General features: G+C 71.1%; 12 protein-coding genes. 9 read left to right on the top strand and 3 right to left on the bottom strand.

The genetic code is table 11. The features are described 5' to 3' along the window. The first annotated feature begins 145 nt into the window (after positions 1-145). From AC1DQF_RS16110 to AC1DQF_RS16140, 7 genes are all read left to right on the top strand, one after another. The gene (locus tag AC1DQF_RS16110) at positions 146-1,546 is read left to right on the top strand and encodes a hypothetical protein (RefSeq protein WP_477526234.1); all 1,401 of its coding nucleotides are present in this window, start codon (positions 146-148) and stop codon (positions 1,544-1,546) included. Further along, the gene (locus AC1DQF_RS16115) at positions 1,543-2,784 is read left to right on the top strand and encodes a hypothetical protein (RefSeq protein ID WP_477526235.1); all 1,242 of its coding nucleotides are present in this window, start codon (positions 1,543-1,545) and stop codon (positions 2,782-2,784) included. The genes AC1DQF_RS16110 and AC1DQF_RS16115 overlap by 4 nt, the downstream gene beginning before the upstream one ends. Then, on the top strand, positions 2,781-3,650 hold the full coding sequence (locus AC1DQF_RS16120) for a sulfotransferase (RefSeq protein WP_477526236.1): 870 nt from the start codon (positions 2,781-2,783) through the stop codon (positions 3,648-3,650). The genes AC1DQF_RS16115 and AC1DQF_RS16120 overlap by 4 nt, the downstream gene beginning before the upstream one ends. Continuing rightward, entirely contained in the window at positions 3,638-4,498 is an 861-nt protein-coding gene (locus tag AC1DQF_RS16125) for a hypothetical protein (RefSeq protein ID WP_477526237.1), read from the top strand. The genes AC1DQF_RS16120 and AC1DQF_RS16125 overlap by 13 nt, the downstream gene beginning before the upstream one ends. Further along, complete coding sequence (locus tag AC1DQF_RS16130; protein WP_477526238.1) at positions 4,488-6,053, top strand: hypothetical protein; 1,566 nt, start codon at positions 4,488-4,490, stop codon at positions 6,051-6,053. The genes AC1DQF_RS16125 and AC1DQF_RS16130 overlap by 11 nt, the downstream gene beginning before the upstream one ends. After that, positions 6,050-7,627, top strand: a complete 1,578-nt coding sequence (locus tag AC1DQF_RS16135) for an oligosaccharide flippase family protein (protein WP_477526239.1) — start codon at positions 6,050-6,052, stop codon at positions 7,625-7,627. The genes AC1DQF_RS16130 and AC1DQF_RS16135 overlap by 4 nt, the downstream gene beginning before the upstream one ends. A gap of 103 nt (positions 7,628-7,730) precedes the next feature. Continuing rightward, positions 7,731-10,796: a lamin tail domain-containing protein gene (locus tag AC1DQF_RS16140; protein WP_477526240.1), complete on the top strand. Its 3,066-nt coding sequence runs from the start codon at positions 7,731-7,733 to the stop codon at positions 10,794-10,796. 45 nt (positions 10,797-10,841) lie between these two features. Here the strand turns inward: AC1DQF_RS16140 and AC1DQF_RS16145 are convergent, their stop codons facing one another. The 3 genes from AC1DQF_RS16145 to AC1DQF_RS16155 form a co-directional block, all read right to left on the bottom strand. Then, complete coding sequence (locus AC1DQF_RS16145; RefSeq protein WP_477526241.1) at positions 10,842-12,014, bottom strand: hypothetical protein; 1,173 nt, start codon at positions 12,012-12,014, stop codon at positions 10,842-10,844. A gap of 212 nt (positions 12,015-12,226) precedes the next feature. After that, positions 12,227-13,378, bottom strand: coding sequence for a hypothetical protein (locus AC1DQF_RS16150; RefSeq protein ID WP_477526242.1), 1,152 nt, complete (start codon positions 13,376-13,378; stop codon positions 12,227-12,229). 326 nt (positions 13,379-13,704) lie between these two features. Next, positions 13,705-19,200: a PKD domain-containing protein gene (locus AC1DQF_RS16155; protein WP_477526243.1), complete on the bottom strand. Its 5,496-nt coding sequence runs from the start codon at positions 19,198-19,200 to the stop codon at positions 13,705-13,707. A gap of 280 nt (positions 19,201-19,480) precedes the next feature. On the opposite strand from AC1DQF_RS16155, the gene AC1DQF_RS16160 reads away from it, so the two are divergent. Together AC1DQF_RS16160 and AC1DQF_RS16165 are read left to right on the top strand one after the other, a co-directional pair. Then, on the top strand, positions 19,481-20,557 hold the full coding sequence (locus AC1DQF_RS16160) for a sulfite exporter TauE/SafE family protein (RefSeq protein WP_477526244.1): 1,077 nt from the start codon (positions 19,481-19,483) through the stop codon (positions 20,555-20,557). Positions 20,558-20,620: 63 nt separating this feature from the next. Continuing rightward, positions 20,621-24,553 (top strand): PKD domain-containing protein (locus AC1DQF_RS16165; protein ID WP_477526245.1); only part of this gene is annotated, 3,933 nt, incomplete at its 3' end.

Genomic DNA, 24,553 nt, shown 5'->3' on the forward strand with positions numbered 1-24,553 from the left:
GACCTGACCTCCGCGTCGACGACGCCTGGCGCCGATCGCTGCCGACCGGCGCCCGGGCGGTGGTCACGGCCGTGACCCTGCCCCAGCTGCTGCGCTACGGCTACGTCGGACCCGCGTCGCGGGCGAACCCCGCCAGGACCGCCTGATGTCGCAGATCGTCCTGCGGCGTCCGGCGCGCCCCGTCCCGCCCGCGCCGGCCGGACCGCGCCTCCTCAAGCCGGGGTGGCCGCTCGCCGTGCTCTACCTCGGGTTCCCGCTCTGGTGGGCGCTCGGGTTCGCGCAGCTCATCTTCTTCGCCATGGCCCTGGCCATGGCGGTGATCCTGCACCGCAAGGGCAGCCTGCGGGTCCCGCACGGCTACGCCCTGTGGCTGCTGTTCCTCGTCTGGATCCTGGCCGGCGCCCTGTTGGTCCGCGCCGACGCGCCCGGCACGGTGCCCGGCGGCGGGATCCTCGGACGCCTCGCCAACTTCGCCGTGTGGGGCGGCTGGTACGCCGCGGTGACCATCGCCATGCTGTACGTCGCCAACACGACGCGCGAGGTCCCGACGCAGCGCATCGTACGGCTGCTGGGCTGGATGTTCGTCGTCACGACGGCTTTCGGGGTGCTCGCCATGCTGGCCCCCACCTTCGAGTTCAAGTCCCCGATGGAGCTCGTGCTGCCGCGCAAGCTGGTCTCGACGAACTTCGTGCGCACCCTCGTCCACCCCTCGCTGTCGTCCTCGAGCGACTTCCTCGGCTACGTGCAGCCCCGCCCCACCGCGCCCTTCCCCTACTCCAACGCCTGGGGCAACAACCTCGCGCTGTACCTCCCCTTCTTCATCCTGGGCTGGTTCGGCCGCGACGCCGGATGGCGGCGCAAGGTCGGCCCGCTGGTCCTGCTGGCGGCGATCTTCCCGATCACCTTCTCGCTCAACCGCGGGCTGTGGATCTCCCTGGCCCTGTCGGCCATGTACTCCGCGTTCCGTCTCGCGGTCAACGGCCGCGGCCGGGCCCTGCAGATCCTGGTGGTCGCCGTGGTGGTCGGCGGGATCGTCTTCGTGTCCTCCCCGCTCTACGACACCCTGGTCCTGCGGGTCGAGACCCCGCACAGCAACGACCGACGGGCCGGCACGGCGGAGACGGTGACCTCGGTGACCGCCCAGGGCTCGCCCTTCGTGGGCTACGGGACCACGCGCACCATGCAGGGCAGCTTCAGCTCGCTCGCCGGCGGCGAGACGAGCTCGTGCCACCAGTGCGCTCCACCGCCGCTCGGCACCCAGGGCTTCATGTGGCGCCTGGTGCTCACCACCGGCTTCGTCGGCACGGCACTGTGCCTGTCGTTCTTCGCCCTGCAGTTCCTTCGCCGGGCCCGGGGTCCCGCTCCGCTCGACGTCACGACGTGCTCGGTGCTGCTGGTGGCGGTCCTGTGCTTCTTCGTCTACGACTCACTCGGCTCGGCCATGTTCACGGCACTGATCGCGATCGGCCTGATGGCCCGCAGCGACCAGGCTGACGCCGAGCTCGCGGACCCCGATCTCCCACGAGCCGGAGAGGTGTCGTCATGAGGTCCTCGTCGACCGATGCGTCCGCGTCGTACGCCGCCGAGGTGGCGCGGCTGCTGTGGCCCGAGCCGTGGGACGCACCCCACGTCACCCGCAGCCGGCACCGGAGCGGGCTGCCGCACCGCGACGCGTACCTCTTCCCCAGCGAGCGCCGACCGCGGCTCCTGGTCCCGGCGGACGTGCCCGGCTCCTCGAGCATGCTGCAGCGGCTGGGCAGTGGACGCGGCCGGCTCGCCGGTCCGGTGCGCGGGCTGCTCGAGCGCTCGGTCCGGACCCGCGCGTTCGCCCTGGCCCGGTGGCCGATGCTGCGGGTGCCGGGCTCGGACCCTGCCGCCGACTCCATCGAGACCCACCTCACCGAGTGCTTCGGGACACCGGTCCGGGTCGGGGTGATGCTCGGGACCCGACGGGTCAACCAGAAGCCCGTGCTGCAGGTCTTCGACCTCGCGGGCCGGCTCCTCGGCTACGCCAAGGTCGGCCAGAACGAGCTGACGGCCGGACTCGTGCGCCGCGAGGCCGACGCGCTGGCCACGGTCGGCGACCTCGCCCCCGCGTCCTTCCGGGTGCCGCGACTGATCCACCACGGACGATGGGGCGGGCTCGAGGTGCTCGTCATCTCCGCGCTCCCCGTCGACGCGAGCCACCCCGTGCTGCCCGCCGCCAGGCTGGCCGCGATGCGCGAGGTCGTCCTCCTGGCCGGCACGACGCGCTCGGCCCTGGCCCGGAGCAGCTTCTGGGACCGGATGCGCAGCAGCGCCGACGAGCTCGCCCGGGAGCCGCTGGGCGACCGGTTGTGGGCGGCGGTCGACGACATCGAGCGCCACCACGGCGACCGGGACGTGGAGCTGGGCGGGTGGCACGGCGACTGGGGCCACTGGAACATGGGCATGGGCGACGGTGCCCTGCAGGTGTGGGACTGGGAGCGCTACGACCCCGCCGTCCCGGTCGGCTTCGACGCCCTGCACTTCGCCGCCCAGGCCGTCCGGCCGGGCGAGCGGGACTTCCAGCGCCAGGAGGAGACCTTCCTGCGGTCGGTCCCCCGCACCCTCACGCAGGTGGGTGTCGACCCGGGCCTGCACGCGCTGACCCTCCGGCTCTACCTGCTCGAGATCTCCGCCCGCTACGTGGAGGCGCTGACGCACGGCGCGACCCCCGCGCTGCAACGGCGTACTGCCTGGGCCCTCGCGCTGCTGGAGCGCACCCCGGACGAGCACCCCGCACCCTCGAGAGGACGACCATGAGCATCCGCACCGCCGCCCCCCACCCCGTCAAGACGATGGGACGCGTCGTCTCGGTCCGGGTCGGCTCCGCCACCGCGGGACTGCGACAGCTCCCCTCCTTCGTCCTCGTCGGGGCACAGCGCGCGGGGACCACGTCGTTCTTCCGTGCGCTCCAGTCCCACCCCCTCATCCACTCCGCCAACTACCACAAGGGCGTCAACTACTTCGACGTCAACTACGACAAGGGGCCGGCGTGGTACCAGGGGCACTTCCCCACCGCGTCGAGCCTGCAGCGCCGGACCCGCGACGTGGCGGGCGACCCGATCACGTTCGAGGCCAGCGGCTACTACATGTTCCACCCCCGGGTCGCCGAGCGGATGGCGCGCGACCTGCCGGACGTCCGCATCCTGATGATGCTCCGCGACCCCGTCGAGCGCGCCTACTCGGCCTGGAAGCACGAGCTGGCCCGCGGGTTCGAGACCGAGTCCTTCGAGCGTGCCCTCGAGCTCGAGGAGGAGCGGCTGGCCGGCGAGGTGGAGCGGATGCGTGCCGACGACGGCTACCAGAGCGCTCGCCACCGCCACCAGGCCTACCGGCTCCGTGGCCAGTACGCCGACCAGCTGCTGCGGATGCGCGACTTCTTCCCCGCCGACCGCATCCACGTGATCGAGAGCGAGTCCTTCTTCGAGCAGCCCGAGACGACGTACGCGGGCGTGCTCGACTTCCTCGAGGTGGCCCAGGTGCTGCCCGACCGCTTCGACCGGTGGAACGGCCGGCCCAGCTCCCCGATGCCGGACGCCACGCGGCAGCAGCTGCGTGAGCACTTCGAGCCCCACGACCGCAGGCTGGCCGAGCTGCTGGGACGAGAACCCGCATGGCTGTGCTGAGCCGAGGGGCGGAGCTTCCGCTCTGGTCCGACTACCCCGCCTTCGTCCGCCGGCACCGGCTCCGCATCGGCGCCCTCATGGTGCTCGGGCTGCTGCTCGGGTTCGCCTGGTCGACGACCCAGCCGAGCACCTGGTCCTCGACGGCCTCGGTCGCCCTCGCACCGGTGCCCAAGTACGTCCTCCCCACGGGCGACGGGCTGGCACCCCCGGAGGTCAGCATCGACACCGACGCCCAGCTGCTCGCCAGCCCGGAGGTGCTCGGGGCGGTCGCGGACGCCTTGGGCACCGACGCGGCCGCGGCCCAGGAGAGCCTGTCGGTGACGGCCTCGCCCAACAGCCACGTCCTCCACGTCAGCGTGAAGGCGTCCTCGGCCACCGCGGCCGTCGCGGCAGCCGATGCCGCGGCCTCCGAGCTGGTCCGCGTACGTCGCAACGCGCTCGGCGCCCTGCGCCCCGACCAGCTCCGGCTGCTGCGCCTGTGGGTCACCGGTCAGGAGGACGAGCTGGCCAAGGAGCAGGACCAGCGCCTCGTCATCCCGGCGTCCGACGAGCAGTTCGCGCAGATCCTCGAGCTGCGCGAAGGGCTCCAGGAGCTGGAGGAGGCCCGCCTCGACCCGGCCGAGCTGATCGACCCGGCCCAGCCGGCGACCCGGCCGGACTACGCCAACCGCGAGGTGCCCATCGTGTCCGGAGCGATGCTCGGGCTCCTCTGCGGCTGCCTCCTCGGCGCTCGTGCCGACCGCCGCCGCCTGCTCGACCGCTCGTCGTCACGATCGCTGTCCCCACGGCACCTCGGCTCCCTGCCGGATGCCCTCACGCGTCTGGAGGACGCCCGTCATGCAGTCTGAGATCGCACCGCACGCCCCTCGCCCCTTGCTGATCCGGGCCGTCCGGCACCACCTGGTGGTGGTCGCCTGGTGCCTCGCCAACGGACTCCTCATCGGGTGGCTGCTCGCCGCGTCACAGACCACGTCGTACTCCAGCACGGCGCACGTCCTGGTGAACCCGACCGTCGGCAACCCGTTCGCCCCGGCCCCGTCGTCGGTGCGCCAGGACGAGCTGACCAGCCTCGAGACCGAGGCCCAGGTGGCCCGTTCGGCGGAGGTGCTGAGCAAGGTGGCCAGCGACAACCCGCCGCTCACGCTGCGGCAGCTCCAGAAGGGGTCGAGCATCACCCTGCCGCCCAACACGCAGGTGCTCGAGATGACCTACGTCGCGGCGGACGCCAAGGTGGCCCAGCGGGTCGCGGACTCCTGGTCGGTCGCCTACCTCGACAACCGTGACCAGCGCGCCGTCGAGGTCAACGCGGAGCGGATCGCCCGCGTCGAGTCCCAGACCCAGGGGGTCGTGGACAACCTGCGCGACGCCACCGCCGCCGCGCAGCAGGGGACCGCGGCCGAGCGCCTCTTCCAGTCGGAGCTGGCCAGCGCCCTGCGCAACGAGCTCGTCAGCCTGCGCGCCCAACGCTCCTACCTCGAGAACAGCGAGGCACCGGCGGGCTCGGTCATCACCCCGGCCTCGACGCCGGTGCGGACCGGGTCCCTGACCCCGCTCCTGATGCTGCTGGGTGGCGCCTTCGCCGGCCTCCTGCTCGGATGCCTCATCGCGGTCGCCCTGGAGCGGTTCGCCGGCGTCGTGCGCGCCGCGTCCGAGGTCGAGGCCGCCGGCCTGCCGGTCCTGGCCGCCGTGCCGCCACGGGGGTGGCGGGCACGCGTGCGGCGTACGCCGGCCAAGGAGGCCGTCGAGGCCACCATCCGCAGGCTGCGCGCCAGGATCCTCGACCTCGAGCCGACACCCGAGGTCATCGCGGTGGCACCCGCCGGGTCCGGTGGACCCGACTCCGTCATGGCCGAGTCAGTGGCCGAGTCCTTCGCCCGCGCCGGGCACCGCGTCGTCCTGGTCCGGGCCGACGGCCCGTCCGCCAGCAGCGGGCTCGAGGTCGAGCAGCGCGGACTGGCCGAGGCCCTCCTGCACGAGCGCCTCAACGTGATCGAGATGCTCCAGCCGAGCGTCGATCCGCTCCTGAGCCTGCTGCCCTGGGGCCTCAGCCCCGAGAGCGGCGAGCTCCTCTCGCCCGACCGCCTGCGCACGACGCTCAGGCCGCTGGTCGAGGCCGGTCACCTCGTGGTCCTGCAGTCGCCGGGCTTCGACAGCGCCGAGGGCGAGGCCGTCGTCGGTGCGGCAGACCTGGGTCTCGTCGTCGTGACGACCGGTCGCACGCGAGCCCGCGACGTCTCGCAGGTCGCCGCCCAGCCCACCACCGACGCGCCCGCGCTGGCAGCGGTGGTGCTCACCTCGCGCAGTGCGTCGACCGGTCGGCTGCGGGCCACCGCTCCCGACGCCGCGGACACCGACACGGAGGGCTCCGTCGTGCGCGACCGAGCCACCAGGTCGAGACGATGACGGCCGACCCATCCGCTGTCGACGACCACCGGGGTCATCTGGAGAAGCTCGCCCGCCGTGGCACCGCCAGCGTCGTCGGGGCGGGGTTCAGCGCGGTCTTCGGCGTCGTCCTGGTCGTCATCGTCACCAACGGCTTCACGCCGACCGTGGCCGGCACCCTGTTCTCCGCCACGTCGGCCTTCCTCATCCTCGAGGCGGTCACCCTCCTCGGGACCGACACCGGGCTGGTCAAGTGGATGCCCGCCCACCTGGCCTCCGGACGGCGCGGCGACCTGCCGCGCACCCTGGTCGTCTCGGCGGTCCCGGTGCTCGTGGTCGCGCTCGTGGCCGCTGCCGGGCTGTACGTCGTGGCGCCGGCCCTGGCGCCGGCCATGGTCGGGTCGGACGCCGCGTCGATCATGACGACGATGCTGCGCGCCCTCGCGCTCGTGCTGCCGGTCGCCGCCCTGCACGACCTGGTGCAGGCCGCCACCCGCGGCACCGGCTCGATGCGCCCGACGGTCGTCGTGGAGAACATCGGCCGCATCGGCCTGCAGTCGGCGGCCGTGCTCGGCGTCTTCCTCCTCGGAGGAGGTCCGGTCGCCCTCGCCGTCGCCTGGTCCGTGCCCTACCTGGCGGGGCTCGTGGCAGGACTGTGGTGGTTGCACCGGCTGGTGGGCCGGGCGACGAAGGGCGAAGGCCCCGTCACCCCCTGGCTCACCCTGGCGCGCGAGTTCTGGGCCTACACGGCTCCGCGCGCGATCGCCCGCGTCACCCAGACCGCACTGAAGCGCTCCGACATCGTGCTGGTGGCGGCGCTGGCATCGCCGGCCGAGGCGGCCCTCTACACCGCGGCCACCCGGTTCGTCGTCGTGGGCCAGCTCTTCGTCCAGTCCGTGCAGCAGGCCCTCTCGCCGCACATCAGCTCGCTGTTCGCCCGCGGTGAGACCCGGGCCGCCAGCTCGGTGTTCCAGGCCGCCACCTTGTGGAGCATGATCGCCTCCTGGCCGCTCTACCTGGTGACGGCGGGCTTCGCGACCGAGCTGATGCAGATCTTCGGACCCGGGTACGACGTCGCGGCACCCGTCGTGGTCATCCTGTCGCTGACCATGCTGCTCGCCACGGCGTGCGGCCCGGTCGACTCCGTGCTGCTGATGGCGGGTCGCAGCTGGCTCAGCCTGCGCAACAGCGTGGTTGCGCTCGCCGTCAACGTCGGCCTCAACCTGGTGCTCATCCCCCTCGACGGGATCCGGGGCGCGGCCACCGCGTGGTCGGTGGCCATCGTCGTGCGCAACGTGCTCCCGCTCGTGCAGGTGCGCGCGCACCTCGGCCTGTGGCCCCTGACCCGGGCCTCGGGCTACGTCGGCCTCGGTGCGGTGGGCACCTTCGGCACGGCAAGCCTCCTCGTGGCCCTGACCGGCTGGCCGCTCGCGGTCGAGGTGGCCCTGGTCGTCGTGGCCGCGATCGCCTACGTGGCCGGCATCTGGACCTGGCGCGATGCCCTGGGCCTCGGGGCGTTCCGCTCGGCGCTGCGCCGTCGACCGGGAGCCGGCAGGCGAGGGACGCCGGGGCCCGGGATCGTGCTGACTCCGTGACCGCACGGAGCGGACTTCCCCTCATTCGAGGATGAGGTCCCCGGCGGCCGGGCCTAGCGTGCTGGACGTGGCGCACGCCACCTCGACCTCACGGGCGGACTTCATGAGAACTCTTCGATCGAACATCTCCGCGATCCTGGCCACGACCGCCACGGTCGCCGCGGGCCTGGCAGTCGTAGGCGTGTCGCCGGCACACGCCGCGGCCACCGACGTGGTCATCAACGAGATGATGTACCACGCCGTGTCCGACCTCGACGGCGACGACTACCTCGAGCTCTACAACACCGGCACCACGGCCGTCGACCTCTCCGGGTGGGTCTTCTCCGGCATCACCCTCACCCTGGCCCCGGGCACCACCATCCCCGGCGGCGGCTACCTCGTGGTCGCCAAGGACGCCGTCCAGTTCCAGTCCCGCTACGGCTTCGCCCCCGCGGCCGTCTACGGCGGCAACCTCTCCAACTCCGGCGAGGCCATCACCCTCAAGGACAACCTCGGCGCCACCATCGACACCGTCGCCTACGGGACCGACGAGCCCTGGCCGGTCAAGGCCGACGGCACCGGCCCGTCCCTCGAGCTGATCGACGCCAGCCTGGACAACAACGACTCCCTCAACTGGGCCGCCGCCACCAACGCCAACGGCCGCACCCCGGGTGCCGCCAACTCCGTGCGCCGCAGCGGCCTGACGCCACGCATCGCCGCCGTCACCGCCACCCCCACCATCCCGGCAGCCGGCCAGCCCGTCGTCGTCTCCGCGACCATCAGCGGCCAGAACAGCGCCGTCCTGCGCTACCGCACCGACTTCGCCGCCGAGCAGACCAGCCCCATGACCAACAACGGCGACGGCACCTTCAGCGCCACGATCCCCGGCGCCGCCGCCGGCCACCTGATCCGCTACCGCGTCGAGGCCACCAACGCCGTCGGCACGAACCGCATCCCGCGCGTCGACGACACCATCAACTACCGCGGCGCGGTCGTGCCGAACGGCATCACCAGCACCATCCCGGTGCTCGAGTGGTTCATCTCGGACGCCGACTACAACGCGATGGTCAACCAGCCCACGGTCGACATCACCCGCACGGCCGTGCTCGCCTACGGCGGAGTCGTGATCGACAATGTCGAGGCCAACATCAAGGGCCACGCCTCGCAGAACGACCCCAAGGTCAGCTGGAAGTTCCACACCCCGCAGAACCACGACCTCGACATGCCCGGAGTCATCACCGAGCCCGTCGACGAGTTCGACATGCAGGCCGACTGGAGCGACAAGTCCCACGGCCGCGCGATCCTGTCGTGGGAGGCCTACCAGCGAGCCGGCATCGTCAACCACCAGATGTTCCCGATCCGCACCCAGCGCAACGGCGCCTTCCAGGGCCTCTACAACTTCAACGAGGTCTTCGACGGCACCTGGCGCAAGCGCGAGGGCTACGACGACAAGGAGGTCTACGCGGCCGAGACCAGCGCGTTCACGGCCTCGCGACCGGTCAACGTGCGGTTCACCAAGGAGAACCCCGACGACACCAACTACGCGTCGCTGGCGGCCTTCCTCAACGGCGTCAACCTCACCGGCAACGCCCAGCGGGACTTCCTGCTGGCCAACGCCGACCTCCCGAAGATGATCAACTACGCCGCCGTCACCGCGATCGTCGACCACCAGGACTCGTCGTCCAAGAACTTCGACCTCGTCCTCAACCCGACGACCGGTCGCTGGAAGATCATTCCGTGGGACCTCGACCACACCCTCGGCAACGGCTGCTGCAACGTCAACAGCACGTTCGTGACGCCGGCCGAGCCGGGCGACAACACGAGTGCGCTGATGCGTGCCATCCTCGCCGTCCCCCAGTGGCGCGACATGTACTTCCGCCGGGTCCGGACCCTCGTCAACGACATCCTGGCCCCGGGACGCATGGAGGCGCTGTACGACGCGAGGCTGTCGCCGGCCCAGCCGACCGCAGCCCTGGACTTCGGCTCCTGGCCGTACCCCAGCGGCACGACGTACACCACGTTCAGGACCCGGCTGTTCAACGACCTCACGGCCCGGCGCAACATCTTCAACTCCGACGCACGGGTCCCGGGCAACCAGCCGGCCACGCCGGACATGGTGATCGACGAGATCCAGCACTCCCCCACGGGCGGTGACCTGGCCGAGTTCGTCGAGCTCTACAACCCCGGCTCCACCGCCATCGACCTCTCCGGCTGGAGCCTCACCGGCACCTCGATCCCGAGCTTCGTCATCCAGCCCGGCACGGTCATCCTGCCCCGCTCCACCATGACCTTCGCCAGCAACGACCCCGCCTTCCGGGCCGCCTACGGCTCCACCGTGTTCGTCGGGGACCGCTACACCGGCACCCTCCCGGCCACCGGGACACTCACCCTGACCCGACCCGACGCCAGCGTCGCCGACAGCCTCACCTACGGCGGCGCCGGCTGGCCCGTCCCCACCAGCGGGCAGTCCCTCGAGCTCGCCAACCTCGCCGCCGACAACAACGACGGAGCCAACTGGCAGCTCTCCGCCGGATCCGGCACCCCCGGATCCACCGCCGGCGGACCCGCCGTCACCGCACCGTCCGCCCCCACCATCGGCACCGCCAGCGCCGGCAACGCCAGCGCCACCGCCCGATGGACCGCACCCACCGACGACGGCGGCTCCGGCATCACCGGCTACTCCGTCAAGGTCCTGGACAACGTCGGCAACCAGGTCGGAGCACTCCGCCCCGCGGCGGCCACGGCCACCACCCTCAACATCACCGGACTCACCAACGGCACCACCTACCGATTCCAGGTCGCGGCCATCAACAGCGCCGGCACCGGCGCCTTCTCCGCCTCCTCCAACGCCGTCACCCCGGCCACCACCACCGCACCCGGAGCACCGGTCATCGGCACGCCCAGCCAGGGCGCCGCCGGCGGCTCACTCACCGCCATCGCCCGCTGGACACCACCCACCAGCACCGGCGGCTCACCCATCACCGGCTACCAGGTCACCGCACTCCGCATGAGCTCCAGCGCCGCCAACGCCACCGTGCTCTCGACCACCACCTCACCCATYCTCGGAGCCAGCGTCCGGCAACGCTCCTTCACCCTSGCCGCCGGCAACTACCGCTTCACCGTCGTGGCCATCAACGCCATCGGCACCGGCCCCGCCTCAGCACGCTCCGCCAACGTCGTACCCCGCTGAACCCGTACGGGCCGCGCCTCCCCCCGGGAGGCGCGGCGCGTTCGGTCACGGCAGGACGGGGTCGGCGCTCCGCGCGTCGGCGAGGGTCGCCCGGAAGGCAGCGAGGCGATCGCCCGAGAGCGCCCACCCCTGGCCCCCTGTGGAGTTCCACAGGCACCCGAACCAGACGTCGGGAGTGCTGAGGAGCGCCTCACCGGCGTCGGCGATCGTCTCCGCACTGAAGCCGTTGTACTCGCCGACACCGAGGGGCAGGTCGATGCCGCGGGAGCCCAGGTAGGTCGAGACCGCCCGGATCCGATCGGCGGGGGTGCGCCCGCCGGGGGAGTCCGGGGTACCGCTCTCGTAGGCGTCGATGCCGAACCAGTCCCACAGGGCGAAGGACTCGTCGGGACAGTACGACGCGAACGTGTCGACCTGGTTGTCGAGCAGCCACCCGTTCAGGATCGGACCGACCCGGAGCTCGTCGCGCCGGAAGACCGGCAGCAGGCGCCGACTGATGGCGGCGTACTGATCCCCGGACATGTCGCCGTACGGCTCGTGCCAGACGCTGACGGCGGTCGGCAGCCCGAAGGACGCCAGCGAGGCCGCGGCCTGCTCGGCGACGCGGTCGAAGGCACCGGAGGCCGCGCCCGCCACGTCACCCCCGACCTTGTAGGAGATGACCGGCAGCATGCCCGCGGCGTGCGCGTCCTCCACGAGTCGCAGCTGGCTTCCCGCGCCGGCGGCCAGGTCGGCGAAGATGCGCCGGGACGCCAGGCCGGCGCCCACCTCGGCCACCCGTTCGTCCCAGACGCTGTCGGGAGAGCTCATTCCGATGCGGGTGCCGGTCGGGCGGGCGCCGCCGGCGAGCACGCCCGTGACCTGGTAGCCCAGGACGGTGCGGAAGACCTTTCCGTCGTCCCTGGTCGTGACGACCGTCAAGGAGCCCTCGCCGGGCAGGACGGCGCTCGCGACCCAGACCTGCGAGCCGGTGGCGATCGAGAGCTGCGCCCACACCAGGCCGGTGGCGTCCTCGACCGCGACCGTGCACTCGCGCCGCAGCGACTCCTCGACGTTCAGGACGAGCAGGTCGCCGGGGGCGACGACAGCACTGTCCAGCCACGCCCGGACCGGGGTCCAGGCGCCGTAGGACGGGGTCAGGGGGTTGGCGGCGACGAGCGCCGCGACGCCCGAGGCACCGGAGACGCGCAGCAGGGAGCGACGAGAGAGGGACTTCATGGCGGTGCGACCTTTCGCAGGAGACGGCTCGCTCCCGGGCGTGACCATCACGGCAACCTGGAGGGAGTGGGCACAGGGGTGCCCGCCGGGCGCTCGGCGCACCGACACGACGTCTAGACCGGACCGACCGTAGGTGACGAATGGGGCCCGCAGCACTCCTGCGGGCCCCATTCAGAGGTTTTCCCCCATTTGGAGGAGGACGCTCGGTGGCGTCAGGCGGACCGTGCTGCGCGGGCCGTCACGAGGGTCTGACGGAAGGCCTGGAGGCGCTCGCCCTCGAGCGTCCACCCCTTGCCCTCGGTGGAGTTCCACATGCAGCCGAACCAGACGTTGGGCGTGCCCAGCAGGGCCGCGCCGGCCGCCGCGATGGTCTCGGCGGAGTACCCGTTGTACTCGCCCACGCCGATGGGCAGGTCGTGCCCACGCGAGTGCAGGTAGGACACCAGGGCCGGGATCCGGTCCGCCGGCTTCGCGGAGCCGGGGCTCTCCATGGTGCCGGACTCGTAGGTGTCGATGCCGAACCAGTCCCACAGCCCGAACAGGTCGTCGGGGCAGAACGAGGTGAGGTCGGCGACCTTGTTGTCGAGGAGCCACCCGTTGAGGATCGGGCCGACGCGCAGCTCGCCGCGCTTGAAGATCGGCAGGAGCTGGCGGCTGGCGGCGGCGTACTGCTCACCGGTCATGTCGCCGTAGGGCTCGTGCCAGAAGGTGACGGCCGTGGGCTTGCCGTAGGAGGCGAGCTTGGCCGCGGCCTGCTCGGCGACCGCGTTGTACGCGCCAGCAGCAGCGCCCGCGGCGTCACCGCCCACCTTGTAGGAGATGACGGGCAGCATGCCGTCGGCATGCGCCTGCTCGACGAGCTTGAGCTGCGAGGTGGGCCCGGCCGCGAGGTCGGCAAAGATGCGGCGAGCGGCGAGGCCACCGCCGACCTCGGCCACCCGGGCGTCCCAGACGTCGGCCGGGGTGCTCATGCCGATGAGCGCTGCACCGGCCACGGGGGCCGTCGTGGCGCCACTCGTCACCTGGTAGTCGACGCGGTTGCGGAAGACCTTGCCGTCGGCCCGTCGGGTCACGACCGTCACGGTCCCGGATCCCGGCTTGCCGGCCTTGGCGGTCCACACCTGGTAGCGGGGGTTCCGGAGGATCCGCTTCCACGTCAGGCCGTTGGTGTCGCGGACCCGGATCCTGCGGGCCTGGGACAGGTTCTCGGCGACGTGGAGGGTGAGCCGGTCCCCGGTCTGGACGACGCTGGGGCTGAGCCGGACCTTGACCTTGCGGGAGGCGGCTGCCTGGGCCGGGGCGAGCTGAGCGGCACCGACGACGCCGGTGGCGGTGCCGGCAAGTCCGCCGGCGAGACGGAGCATGGAACGACGTGAGACTGAGTGCACGAGTTGACCCTTCGGGGGTGGTCAGCATGACAGGTACCGGACACCCAGATCCACGTCGGCGCTCAACGCGCCGACGACCACGCACGACAGGGGAGTCGGATCGACACTGGGGGTCCCTGAATCCCATGAACGGTAAGGGACGGGCCGTCGACAGTGTCAAATTTTCGGCAACTCCACGCGCGGACCACGCGTGTCGCTCGAGCGGGGGCAACCCGCCTGCCACGACGTGCGGCCCCCTCCCCCGGACGCCCGAGGAGGGGCCGTGGACGGTGTGTCCACGGCCCCTCCCCTGAGGTGTCGGATCAGGTGACCGTCACCGACCTGGTCACCGTGGTCGTCTTGCCCCAGTTGTCGGTGGCGACCAGGGTGATCGTGTAGGTCCCCGCCGCCGTGTAGGTGTGGGTCTGGGCAGCGGTCGAGGTGGTCACCAGGTCCGCGGTCCCGTCGGCCCACTTGTAGGTGACGCTCCGGATCCCGCCGTCGGCGTCGGCGATCGCCGTGTTGCTCGTCATGCAGGTCCGCCCGGTGCACGTGGGCTGGGCGAAGGTGACCACCGGCGGGTTGTTGCCGGCCGGCTCGGCCGCAGTGCTGACCGACGTGGTCACCGTGGTGCTCGCCCGGCCCCACTTGTCGAGCACCTTCAGCGTCACCGTGAAGGTCCCGGCGATCGGGAACACGTGCGACTGGCTGACGGACGCCCCGGTGGTGTCCGGGGTGCCGTCACCCCAGCTCCACACGTAGTCACGGACGGCGTCGCCGGACGCGGTGTCCGGGTCGCTGCTCCCGGTCGCGTTCATCGTGCAGGTGGTGTTGGTGGTCGTGCACGATCCGGACGCGATCACGGCCGTCGGGGCATTGTTGCCCGTGGGCGCCGCGATCGTCACCGACCGGGTCGCCGAGCCCGCCTTGCCCCACACGTCGGTCACCGTGAGCACGATGTTGTAGGTGCCCGGGGTCGAGTAGGTGTGGCTCGGGTTCGCCGTCGTGCTGACCGGCGTGCTGTCGCCCCAGTTCCACGAGTACTTCAGCGCGTCGCCCTGGGCGTCGGTCGTTGCGGAGCTGTTCGTCGTGCACACGGTGAACGACGTGCAGCTCGCGGTGAAGGAGACGCTCGGCGCAGTGTTGCCGGCCGGCTCGGACAGGCTCACGTTGCGGGTGGTCGAGGCGGTCTTGCCCCAGCCGTCCGTCGTGGTGAGGGTGATGGTGTAGCTGCCAGACGCCGCGTAGACGTGGGCCGCGGGCGTAGCGCCCGTGCTTGGTGCCGTGCCGTCGCCCCAGTTCCAGGAGTAGTTGATCAGGTCCCCGGTGTTGGGATCGACGGTGCCCTGGCTGCTCACCGCGCAGGTCAGGCCCTGGCAGCTCTGGGTGAAGGTCGGCACGGGGGCGGAGTTGCCCGACGGCTCGACGATCGTCACGCTCTGGGCGGCCGAGGTGACCGAGACCTGCCACTCGTCCTTGACCGTCAGCGTCACCTGGAACGGCGCGCCCGCCGGGCTCGGAGCGGTGAAGGTCCGCGTGGGCAGCGGGCCCGTGCCGTTGGTCGTGGTGCCCGTCGAGGTGCCGAAGCTCCACGTGTACGTCAGCGAGCTCGGGTTCTCGTCGGTCGAGGCCCGACCGTCGAACGTGCACACGTTCTGGTTGCAGCTGTAGGTGAAGCTGGGCACCGGCGGGTTGTTCGACGGCGAGGTGACCGTGATCCCCGTGGACGCGCGTGGCTGGTCGCCCACGGTGACCGCGTCACTGTCACTGGCCTGGTTGTGGACGTCGACCGACTGCACGAGGACGGTGTACGTCCCTGCCGGGATGACCGGCGTCGTGTAGGAGTAGTTCGACCCCGCACTGCCGGGACTGTTGAGGAACGCGGTCCGGAAGCTCGCCGTCGTGCTGGTGAAGGTGCCGGTCGAGCTCATGTACTGCCCGGCGGCATTGACCACCCCGACCCGTACCGACGCGATGCTGGCGTTGGCGTCGGGGGCGTCCTCTGCGCGACCGGTGACGACGATCTTGCCGTCGTTGAAGGAGCTGCCGCTCACCGGCTGCCCCAGCGTGGCGCTGAGGGTGGGCGCCCCGTCGCCCGGGTAGACGGCGTAGGTCCCCGTCGCCGGGCTCGGGTCCTGCTGACCCCGGGTGTCGAAGACGATCGACGAGAAGCGCCAGTTGCCCCCCGTCGGCAGGGTGATGGCCGGCAGGCTCCAGCTCGCGCTGGTGCCGGTGGGCGGGGTGAGGGTGGCGTTGCGGTAGGCGATCGCTGCCGCCATGGTGCCGTTCGCCTGGAGGTAGCGTCCGGTGTCCCGGTCCTGCAGGGAGACCCGCACGCTCTCGATGCCCACGTCGTCGGTGGCCGTCCCGGAGAGGTTGACCGTCAGCGACTTGTCGGTAGGAGCCGTGAACGCCATGGTGCCGTCGGGGGCGAGATCGCCGGCGTACTGCGCGTTGATGGTGAGTCGTCCCTGGTTCGTCGACGACGTGGTCAGGTCCTCGTCGTCCGTGGCCCGCACGGTGAAGCTGTACGTGCCCGCCGAGAGGTTGAACGGCGTGGTGTAGGTCCAGTTGTAGGTCGCCCCGCTGATGTCGACGGGCGAGATCCGGTAGTTGCCGGCCGAGAGCCCGACCCCCCAGCTGCCGTCTGCGGCGAGGTTCTCCCCGGTGGAGGAGTTGCGCAGCGAGACCTCGACGTTCTTGAGGCCCTCGTCGTCGGAGGCCGTGCCCGCGAAGGTCATCCGCCCCCCGGGCTCGACCGTGACCGCCGGAACCGCGAAGGGCGGGGTCATCGGCACCGGGTCCTGGATCGTGACCGTCGGAGACACCGCCGTGGAGTCGACGGTCCAGTCACGCGTGGCGCTGCGGAGGTCGGCCTGGCCGATGGTGTCGGTCGCCGTAGCACTGCCGCGCCACACGCCCTCGTGGGGCAGGGTCACCTCGTAGGACCAGGTGGCGTTGGTGGCGCCGATGACGTCCGGAGTGCCGCGGAAGGTGTTGAAGATCGAGCTGACGCTGCCGTCGGCCTGGAGGTAGCGCTGCTGCTCGTCACGGAACCAGAAGCTGAGCGAGTTGACGCCCTTGTCGTCGTTGGCGGTGCCGGTCACCGTGAAGGTGGTCGACGTCTGGATGCCGCTCGGACCCGAGATGCCGGTGGTCGGGGTCTGGTCCTCGGTGCTGAAGGACTCGAACTTCTTGGTGGCCTGGGTCGTGTCCCCGGTGCCACCGGTGGCTGCGGTGAACGCCTGGGCGGAGACCAGCAGGTTGCGGTTGGTGGTGATGATGCGGTTGCCGAGCGTCCACGTGCGGTTGGTGGTCCCTGCCCCGAGCGTGGCGTTCACCGTGGTGGCGGTGCCGGTCCACGTGTTGGCCGACGTGAGGTACTGGCCGCTGTCACGGTCCTGGATCCTCACCTGGACCCGACCCACGCTGCCGGTCGCGACGCGGGCCGTGCCGGTGACCTCGAAGGGCGTGTTGTTGGCGACCACGCGGCCCTCGATCGGGGCGGTGATGGTCGTGTCCGGCAGGGCCGGCGGGTTCGTCACCGTGTTGAAGTCGTAGAACGCGACGCGTCCGGTGCGGACGCCGCCCTGGAACATGCCGTCGCCGCCGATGAACAGGCCGCGCGAGGTCGCCTCCATCGCCTTGTTGCCCTCGAACGAGTTGGAGCCGCTGGTCGGGTTCCACTCGAGCGCCTTGCCGGTGGTCGGGGAGACCGCCGCGATGTGGTCGCGACGCACCACCTGGTCCCCGAGGCCGTAGCCGGCCAGGCCCTGGCCGGTGCCGTAGCCGACGTTGTCCAGGCCCGGCCACGGGTCGTCGGAGGTCGGGGACTCGATGAACCCGAAGTGGCCGCCGAGGTAGACCGCCTGCTCGGTGATGGCCACCGAGTAGATGCTGTCGAAGTGACGTGAGATCCACAGCTCGTCGACGTCGGAGTCCTGCAGCGAGGCGGCGTTCAGCGGGTAGGCGACCGCCGTGTCACTGATCGGGGGCGCATCGCCGCCCGAGCCGCTGGTGACGACGAAGTACGAGTCGTCGGGCGCGATGTCCGCTCCGTAGATGCGGGTGACGCCACCGACGCGGGCCAGGTTCTCGTCCCACAGCTGGCTGCGGAAGGGCAGCAGCTGCTTGGTCCCGGTGTCGATGATGCCCATGCCGTAGCGGTCCTGGCCGGCGATCTCCCGTCCGGTGTGCACGACGAGCAGCTTGGTCCCGTCGTGGGTCAGCTTGAGCTGCTGGACCCCCAGGGCGCCGTTGACTCCGATGCCGCCCGTGATGTCGTTGTTGAATGCCGTGTCCACCGCGCCCGATGCGGCGTTCACCGCGGCGAGGCCGCTCTTGACGACCCCGTTGATCCGGGTGAAGCGCCCACCGACGTACACCGTGGAGTTGCTGGCCGCGAGCGACATCACCTGGTTGTTGGTGACGTTGGTGAAGCCGAACGTGGTCAGGGGGGCGCCGGTCGTGAGGTTGAGGCTGGCGACCTTCTGCTTGGTCACCCCGTTGACGGTGTTGAAGGAGCCGCCGACGAACAGCTTCGTGCCGTCCGGGCTCGCCTCGACCGCGTTGACGCCGCCACCGCCGAAGGTCGGGCGGAACTGCGTGTCGATCAGGCCGGTGTTGAGGTTGTAGCTGAGCAGGTAGGGCTGGTTGACCGTCGTGGTGGGGCTGACGGTGTTCGCGGCAGAGGTGAAGCCGCCGGCGATGAAGACCCGGTTGAGCTGCGGGATGACCTCGATGTCCCAGATCTCACCGTTGCTGATGAGCGGGGTGTTGGCGCGGGGCTTGTCCGGCACGAGGCGGGTGTGTCCCGGCACGGGCTGGGTGCCGCCACCGCCGCCACCGCCACCGCCGACGGTCACGTTGACCGTGCGCGTCGTCGCGTTGGTCAGGCCCTGGTTGTCGGTGACGGTCAGCGTGATCGTCTTGCTGCCACTCGAGGTGTAGGTGTGGGTCGTCGACACCCCGGTGCCGGTGGTGCCGTCCCCGAAGTCCCAGGCGTAGGACGCGACGGTGCCCGGCGCGGTGTCGGTGGACCCGGAACCGTCGACGGTGCAGGTCGCTGTGGGGCAGCTCGTGCTGAACGAGGCAACCGGTGCGACGTTGGGGGCGGAGGCGCCGTCCGGCTCGAGCACGACCGTCCACATGGTCGCCTTGGCCGTGGAGACGGCCGCCGTGGCGGTGACCCCGGCACTCGCCCCGACGGGAGAGACGCTGTTGCGATCCGTCGCCATCGACGTGATCCGGCCGGCTCCGGTGCCCAGGGCGATGCTGCGCTGGGTCTGGCCGGCGGGGGTGGTCCAACCGGTGGTCAGGGACGCCGACTTGTCGGCCCAGTAGGACACGACGTACGAGCCCGCGGTCGCGACGTTGGCGCCGGGCGTCGTGTGGGTCGCGCGGTTGACCGTCTCGGCCGCGGAGGCGACCACGGAGACCGGGTCGGCCGCGGTGCCGTCGTACGCCAGAAGCGTGATGGTCGACTTGGTGGTCGCGGAGAAGGTGACCGCCGCGTTGYGGCCTGCGTCGTTGGCGGCCGCGACCCGGCTGTAGAGGGTCGTCTCGGTGTCGGTGCTCGACTGCCGCGTGCCCTCCAACGTCCACCCGTCGGGCGCCGTCGTGACGGTGGCCGACGCGTTGTTCTTGGTGACGAACAACAACATGCCGTCGGTCTCACGGACCGACGCCGGGATCGTCACCCGCGCCGACGGCTGGTTGAAGGTCGCCTGGGCGCCGGCGCGGAAGGTGATGAGGTCCACCGCCGAGGCGGGTGTGGCGGCAATGCCGACCATGGTGAGCGCAGCAGCGAGGACGGACATCACTGCTGCTACCGAGACGCCGCGACGCCGGCCTGCTTGTAGAAGGTTCATCTGCACTCCTTGTGAGGGCGCAGTCCCCTGCTGCACGGCGCCTGCCGGGGAACGTAAAACGGGCCACTGCGGACGCCCGGCGCAACCAACCCGCTATCACCGAAATCGGGGAGGCCTCCCGCGAGGCCGCTGCGGGAGGGAGGGCCACCGGGTGTGATGCACCAGGACCTGCGCGACCACCTGTCGCGCCCGGCGCGCAGCCGACCGGACCGACGACCGAAAGGGTGTCATGGGCGACCTCCTGACGACCACCTTCCTCGCCATCCTCGTGGCGGGCTTCCTCGTCGGCGTCGTGGTCGGCCTGACGGGCATGGGTGGCGGGGCCCTGATGACACCTGCCCTGATCTTCCTCGGTGTCGGAGACGCCGCGACGGTGGTGACGGCCGACCTCACGGCTGCCGCCGTCTACAAGACCGGCGGGGCGATCGTGCACAAGCGCACCGGCTCCCCCAACCTGCGGCTCGCCGGCTGGCTGGTGGTCGGCTCGGTGCCCATGGCCCTGCTCGGGCCCCACCTGATCAGCTGGCTCGCTCCCCCGGGCGGCCTGGACCGCACCTTGAAGCTCTCGATCGGCTTCGCCCTGCTCTTCGCAGCGATGACGTACGCACTGCGTCTCTACATCAACCTTCGGCGGATGCGCACCGGCGTCAGGGCGGGCGACACGGACCCGACGATCCGGCCGATCCCCACCCTGCTCGTCGGTGCGCTCGGCGGTCTGCTCGTCGGCATCACCAGCGTCGGCTCGGGGTCGGTCATCATGATCGCGCTGCTGATGCTCTACCCGGGCCTGTCGGCGGTCCGCCTCGTGGGCACCGACCTCGTCCAGGCCGTCCCCCTCGTGCTCGCCGCCGCGATCTCCAACATCGCCCTGCACGGGCTCGACTGGACCCTGACCATCCCGTTGGTCCTCGGCTCGGTGCCGGGCACCGTCCTCGGCAGCCTGATCGCCCCCCGGGTCCCGCAGTCGATCATCCGCCGGGGCATCGTCGTGGTCCTCACCATGTCCGGGGTGGCTTTGCTCGACAAGGCGGGATGGGCGCCGCTGGGGGCAGGCGAGCACGACACCCATCCCGTGCTGGTCGCGGTCGTGGGACTCGTCATGGTCGTCCTGCTCCCCCTGGTGTGGGGCGGTCTGCGCCTCACCACCGGGCTGCCCATGTTCGGCGCGCCCACCCTCGACCAGGTCGAGGACCCGACGTACCGACCCGGTGGCCTCCGGGTGACACGGCCCGACCCCGACACCTCCCCAATAGTGGTCAGTTCAACCGCTGCTCCTCCCACGAACGGCTCCTCGCCGACAGATTGACCCCGCGGGATCCGTCGCTGCTGCTGTCGGGTCCCACCCCCTAGTGAAGATCTGGAGACACACGTGCGCCCACGACAGCTGCTCGCCCTGGTGGCGGGACTCGCACTCACCCTCTCGGTCGGCACCCTCGCACCCGCCGCCCAGGCCGCCACGCCCGTGGCGCAGGCGGCCCCCCTCGCGGCGGCTGCGGCGGCCGCTCCCGCGGCCAACCAGATGCCGGGGGACGTCCCCAGCAAGAAGACGCCGTGGGTGCTCGACGGCAGCGTCAACAAGATCGTCCAGGTCGGCAACACGATGATCGCCGGCGGCCTGTTCACCCAGGTGACCGACCCGATGAACGGCACCCCGGCCGCTCGCCAGAACCTGTTCGCCTTCGACGCGACGACGGGCCTGGTCAGCCAGACCTTCAACCCCACCGTGGACGGCGAGGTGCAGCAGCTGTTGCCCGGACCGACGTCCACGACGGTGTACGTCGCCGGCGACTTCACCAAGATCAACGGCAAGGGACCCAACCACCTCCAGCTGCTCGACATCACGACCGGGCAGGCCGTCTCGTCCTTCAAGGCGCCCAGCACAGCGGGTGGCATCGAGACGATGGAGCTGCTGCCCAACAACCGGCTCTTCATCGGCGGCTTCTTCAAGAACATCGGGGGCGCCAGCTCCGGGCAGTTCGCGACGCTCAACGCCACGACCGGTGCCGTCGACCCGTTCATGAACCTCGTCGCCGCCGGCAACCACAACACCGGCTCGGGTGCCAAGGCGCCGATCGGTCCGCGCGAGTCCGCCCTGTCCCCCGCGGGCGACCGCATGGTCGTGGTCGGCAACTTCCGGACGGTCGGCGGGATAGCACGCGACCAGATCGTGATGATCGACCTCACCGGCGCCACCGCCACGGTGTCCTCCACCTGGTACACCACGCTCTACACGCCGATCTGCTCACCCAGCGCCTTCGACAGCTACATGCGCGACGTCGAGATGTCGCCCGACGGCTCCTTCTTCGTCGTCGCCACCACCGGTGGCCCGCACACCGGCACGCTGTGCGACACGGCCGCGCGCTTCGAGACGTACGCCTCCGGCACGGCGCTCACCCCGACGTGGACCAACCCCTCCGGCGGCGACACCCTCTGGGGCGTCGAGATCACCCGCTCGGCGGTCTACATCGGCGGCCACAACCGCTGGTCGAACAACCCGAGCGGATCCGACCGGGCCGCCCAGGGAGCCGTCCCCCGGCCGGGGCTCTCGGCCCTCGACCCGCAGAGCGGGATCCCGCTCAGGTGGAACCCCGGCCGCAACCCGCGCGGTGAGGCTGCGTACGAGATCTACGAGACCGACGCCGGCGTGTGGGTCGTGAGCGACACCGACTGGATCGGCGACCGCCGCTACCAGCGTCCGCGCATCGCGTTCTTCCCCTACAACGAGGGCTCCGTCACCGCGTCGAAGTCGACCGGCACGCTGCCCGGCAACGTGTACGTCGGTGCCCCGCTGGCCGCCAGCAACGTGCTCTACCGCGTGAACGCCGGCGGTGCCGCGATCGCCTCGGTCGACAACGGGCCCGACTGGCTCTCCGACAACGGCACCACCAGCACGTTCCACAACACCGGGAGCAGCACGGCGACCCTGAGCGCCCTCACCGCCGCGAGCCTGGTCAACGTCCCCTCCTCCACCCCCCTCGGCATCTGGACGTCGGAACGCAACGACCCCAGCGGTGGCAACGAGATGCAGTGGACGTTCCCCGTCACCAGCGGGACCACGACGCAGGTCCGGCTCTACTTCGCGAGCAGGTCGACGTCGACCCGGCGCTTCAGCGTGCAGATCGACGGCGTCACCAAGCTGTCCAGCTACGACCCGAACGCCGATCCGGGGGTCAACAAGGGCACCATGAAGTCCTTCGACATCACCAGCGACGGCACCGTCAACATCGACTTCCTCCACGTCACCGGCAACCCGGAGGTCAACGCCGTCGAGATCGTCAACACCTCGATCGGCTCCAACGCCAACGCTGCCGGGGTCATCGCCTTCGACGGCAGCTCCGTCACCTCGCAGGGCAACGTCAGCACCGGCACCTTCGACTGGACGAACGTCCGCGGCGCCGTGATGGTCGGCCGCACGCTCTTCTACGGCCAGACTGACGGCTTCTTGTACCGGCGCTCCTTCGACGGAGTGAGCTTCGGGGCGCCGACCCAGGTCAACCCCTACATCGACCCCCTCTGGAACACCGTCGAGACCGGCAGCGGCCCCGTCGGCCAGACCTACGCCGGCGTGCTGCCGACCTGGTACAGCCAGCTGAGCACGGTCACCGGCATGTTCTTCGCGGACGGCCGGATCTACTACACCCGCAGCGGCCAGACCAGCCTGTACTGGCGCTGGTTCTCCCCCGACAGCGGCGTCATCGGCGGCATCGAGAACACGGCCGCCGGCGGCAACATCGCCTGGGCCAGCACCAAGGGGATGTTCCTGGACGGCAGCACGCTGTACGTCGTCAGCTCGACCAACGGGCAGCTGCTCAAGATCCCCTTCACCAACGGGGTGCCCTCGGGGACGTCGAGCGTCGCGAACGCGACCACCGACTGGCGGGGCAAGGCGTTCTTCCTCGCCTCCGTGCTGCCCAACCAGGCGCCCTCGGCCGCCTTCAGCTCCGACTGCAGCGGCCTCTCCTGCACCTTCGACGGTGGTGGATCGGCCGACGCGGACGGGTCCGTGCAGTCCTGGGAGTGGACCTTCAGCGATGGTGACGAGGCCGGCGGCCCGACCCCGCAGAAGGACTTCACCGAGACCGGCACCTACGACGTGACGCTCACGGTCACCGACGACGGCGGGCTCACCTCCTCGGTCTCGCACCAGGTGTCGGTCCTCAAGCCGAACGTCGCACCCGTCGCGGACTTCAGCGCGCCCTGCGACTTCCTGTCGTGCGAGTTCGACGCCACCACCTCGACCGACAGCGACGGCACCATCGCGGGCTACGCGTGGGACTTCGGCGACGGGCAGACCGGCACCGGCAGCACCCCCAGCCACCTCTACGCCCAGCCGGGCACCTACACGACCACCCTCGTCGTCACCGACGACGACGGGGCCACCGACGAGGCCACGTCGACCCAGGTGGTCGTGGCCGCACCCACCGCGAGCACCGTCTCCTACGTCGGCGGGGCGATCGCCCAGGGCAACCTCAGCACGCCCAACGTCACGACGCCGACGACCGTGTCGGCCGGCGACCGCCTCGTGCTCGCGCTGAGCGTCAACGCCAACAACCGGGTCCTCTCGACGCCCACCGGGGTGACCGACTGGACGGTCCTCGGCACGAGGACCGCGGGCACCATGCAGACCCGGATCTACACGAAGATCGCGACCTCCACGGACGCGAACAAGCGCGTCACCGTGCCCATGGACGCCGCGGCGAAGTACACGATGACCGTGGCCGCCTACTCCGGGGTGCGCACCGGCTCCCTCGTGTACGCCGACCTCGCCGAGACGATCAACCGTGCCGGCCACGCGACACCGACGGTCCAGGCACCGGCCGGCTCGTGGGTCGTGTCCTACTGGGCCGACAAGTCCAGCACGACCACGGCCTTCACCCTGCCCGCCACGGTGACGGGTCGCCAGGCCCTCTGCAGCACGGGCACCGGTCGCATCTGCAGCACGTTCGCCGACTCCGGCGCCGCAGTGCCCACCGGGTCCTACGGCGGCCTGGTGGCGACCGCGGACGGCGCCAGCGCGACAGCGACGACCGCCTCCATCGTGCTCCGCACGATCGAGACCAACCAGGCGCCGACGGCCTCGTTCACCGTCCTCTGCGACAGCACGGACTGCGACGTCGACGCCACCGGCTCCAGCGACGCGGACGGATCCGTCGCGTCGTACGCGTGGGACTTCGGCGACGGAGGCACGGCGACGGGGGTGACGGCCAGCCACGACTTCGTGACCTCCGGGACCCGCAACGTGACGCTGACCGTGACCGACGACGAGGGCACCCAGGGCTCGCTCGTGATCCCGGTCCAGGTG

The organism is Nocardioides sp. P4_G4 (genome assembly GCF_056401085.1).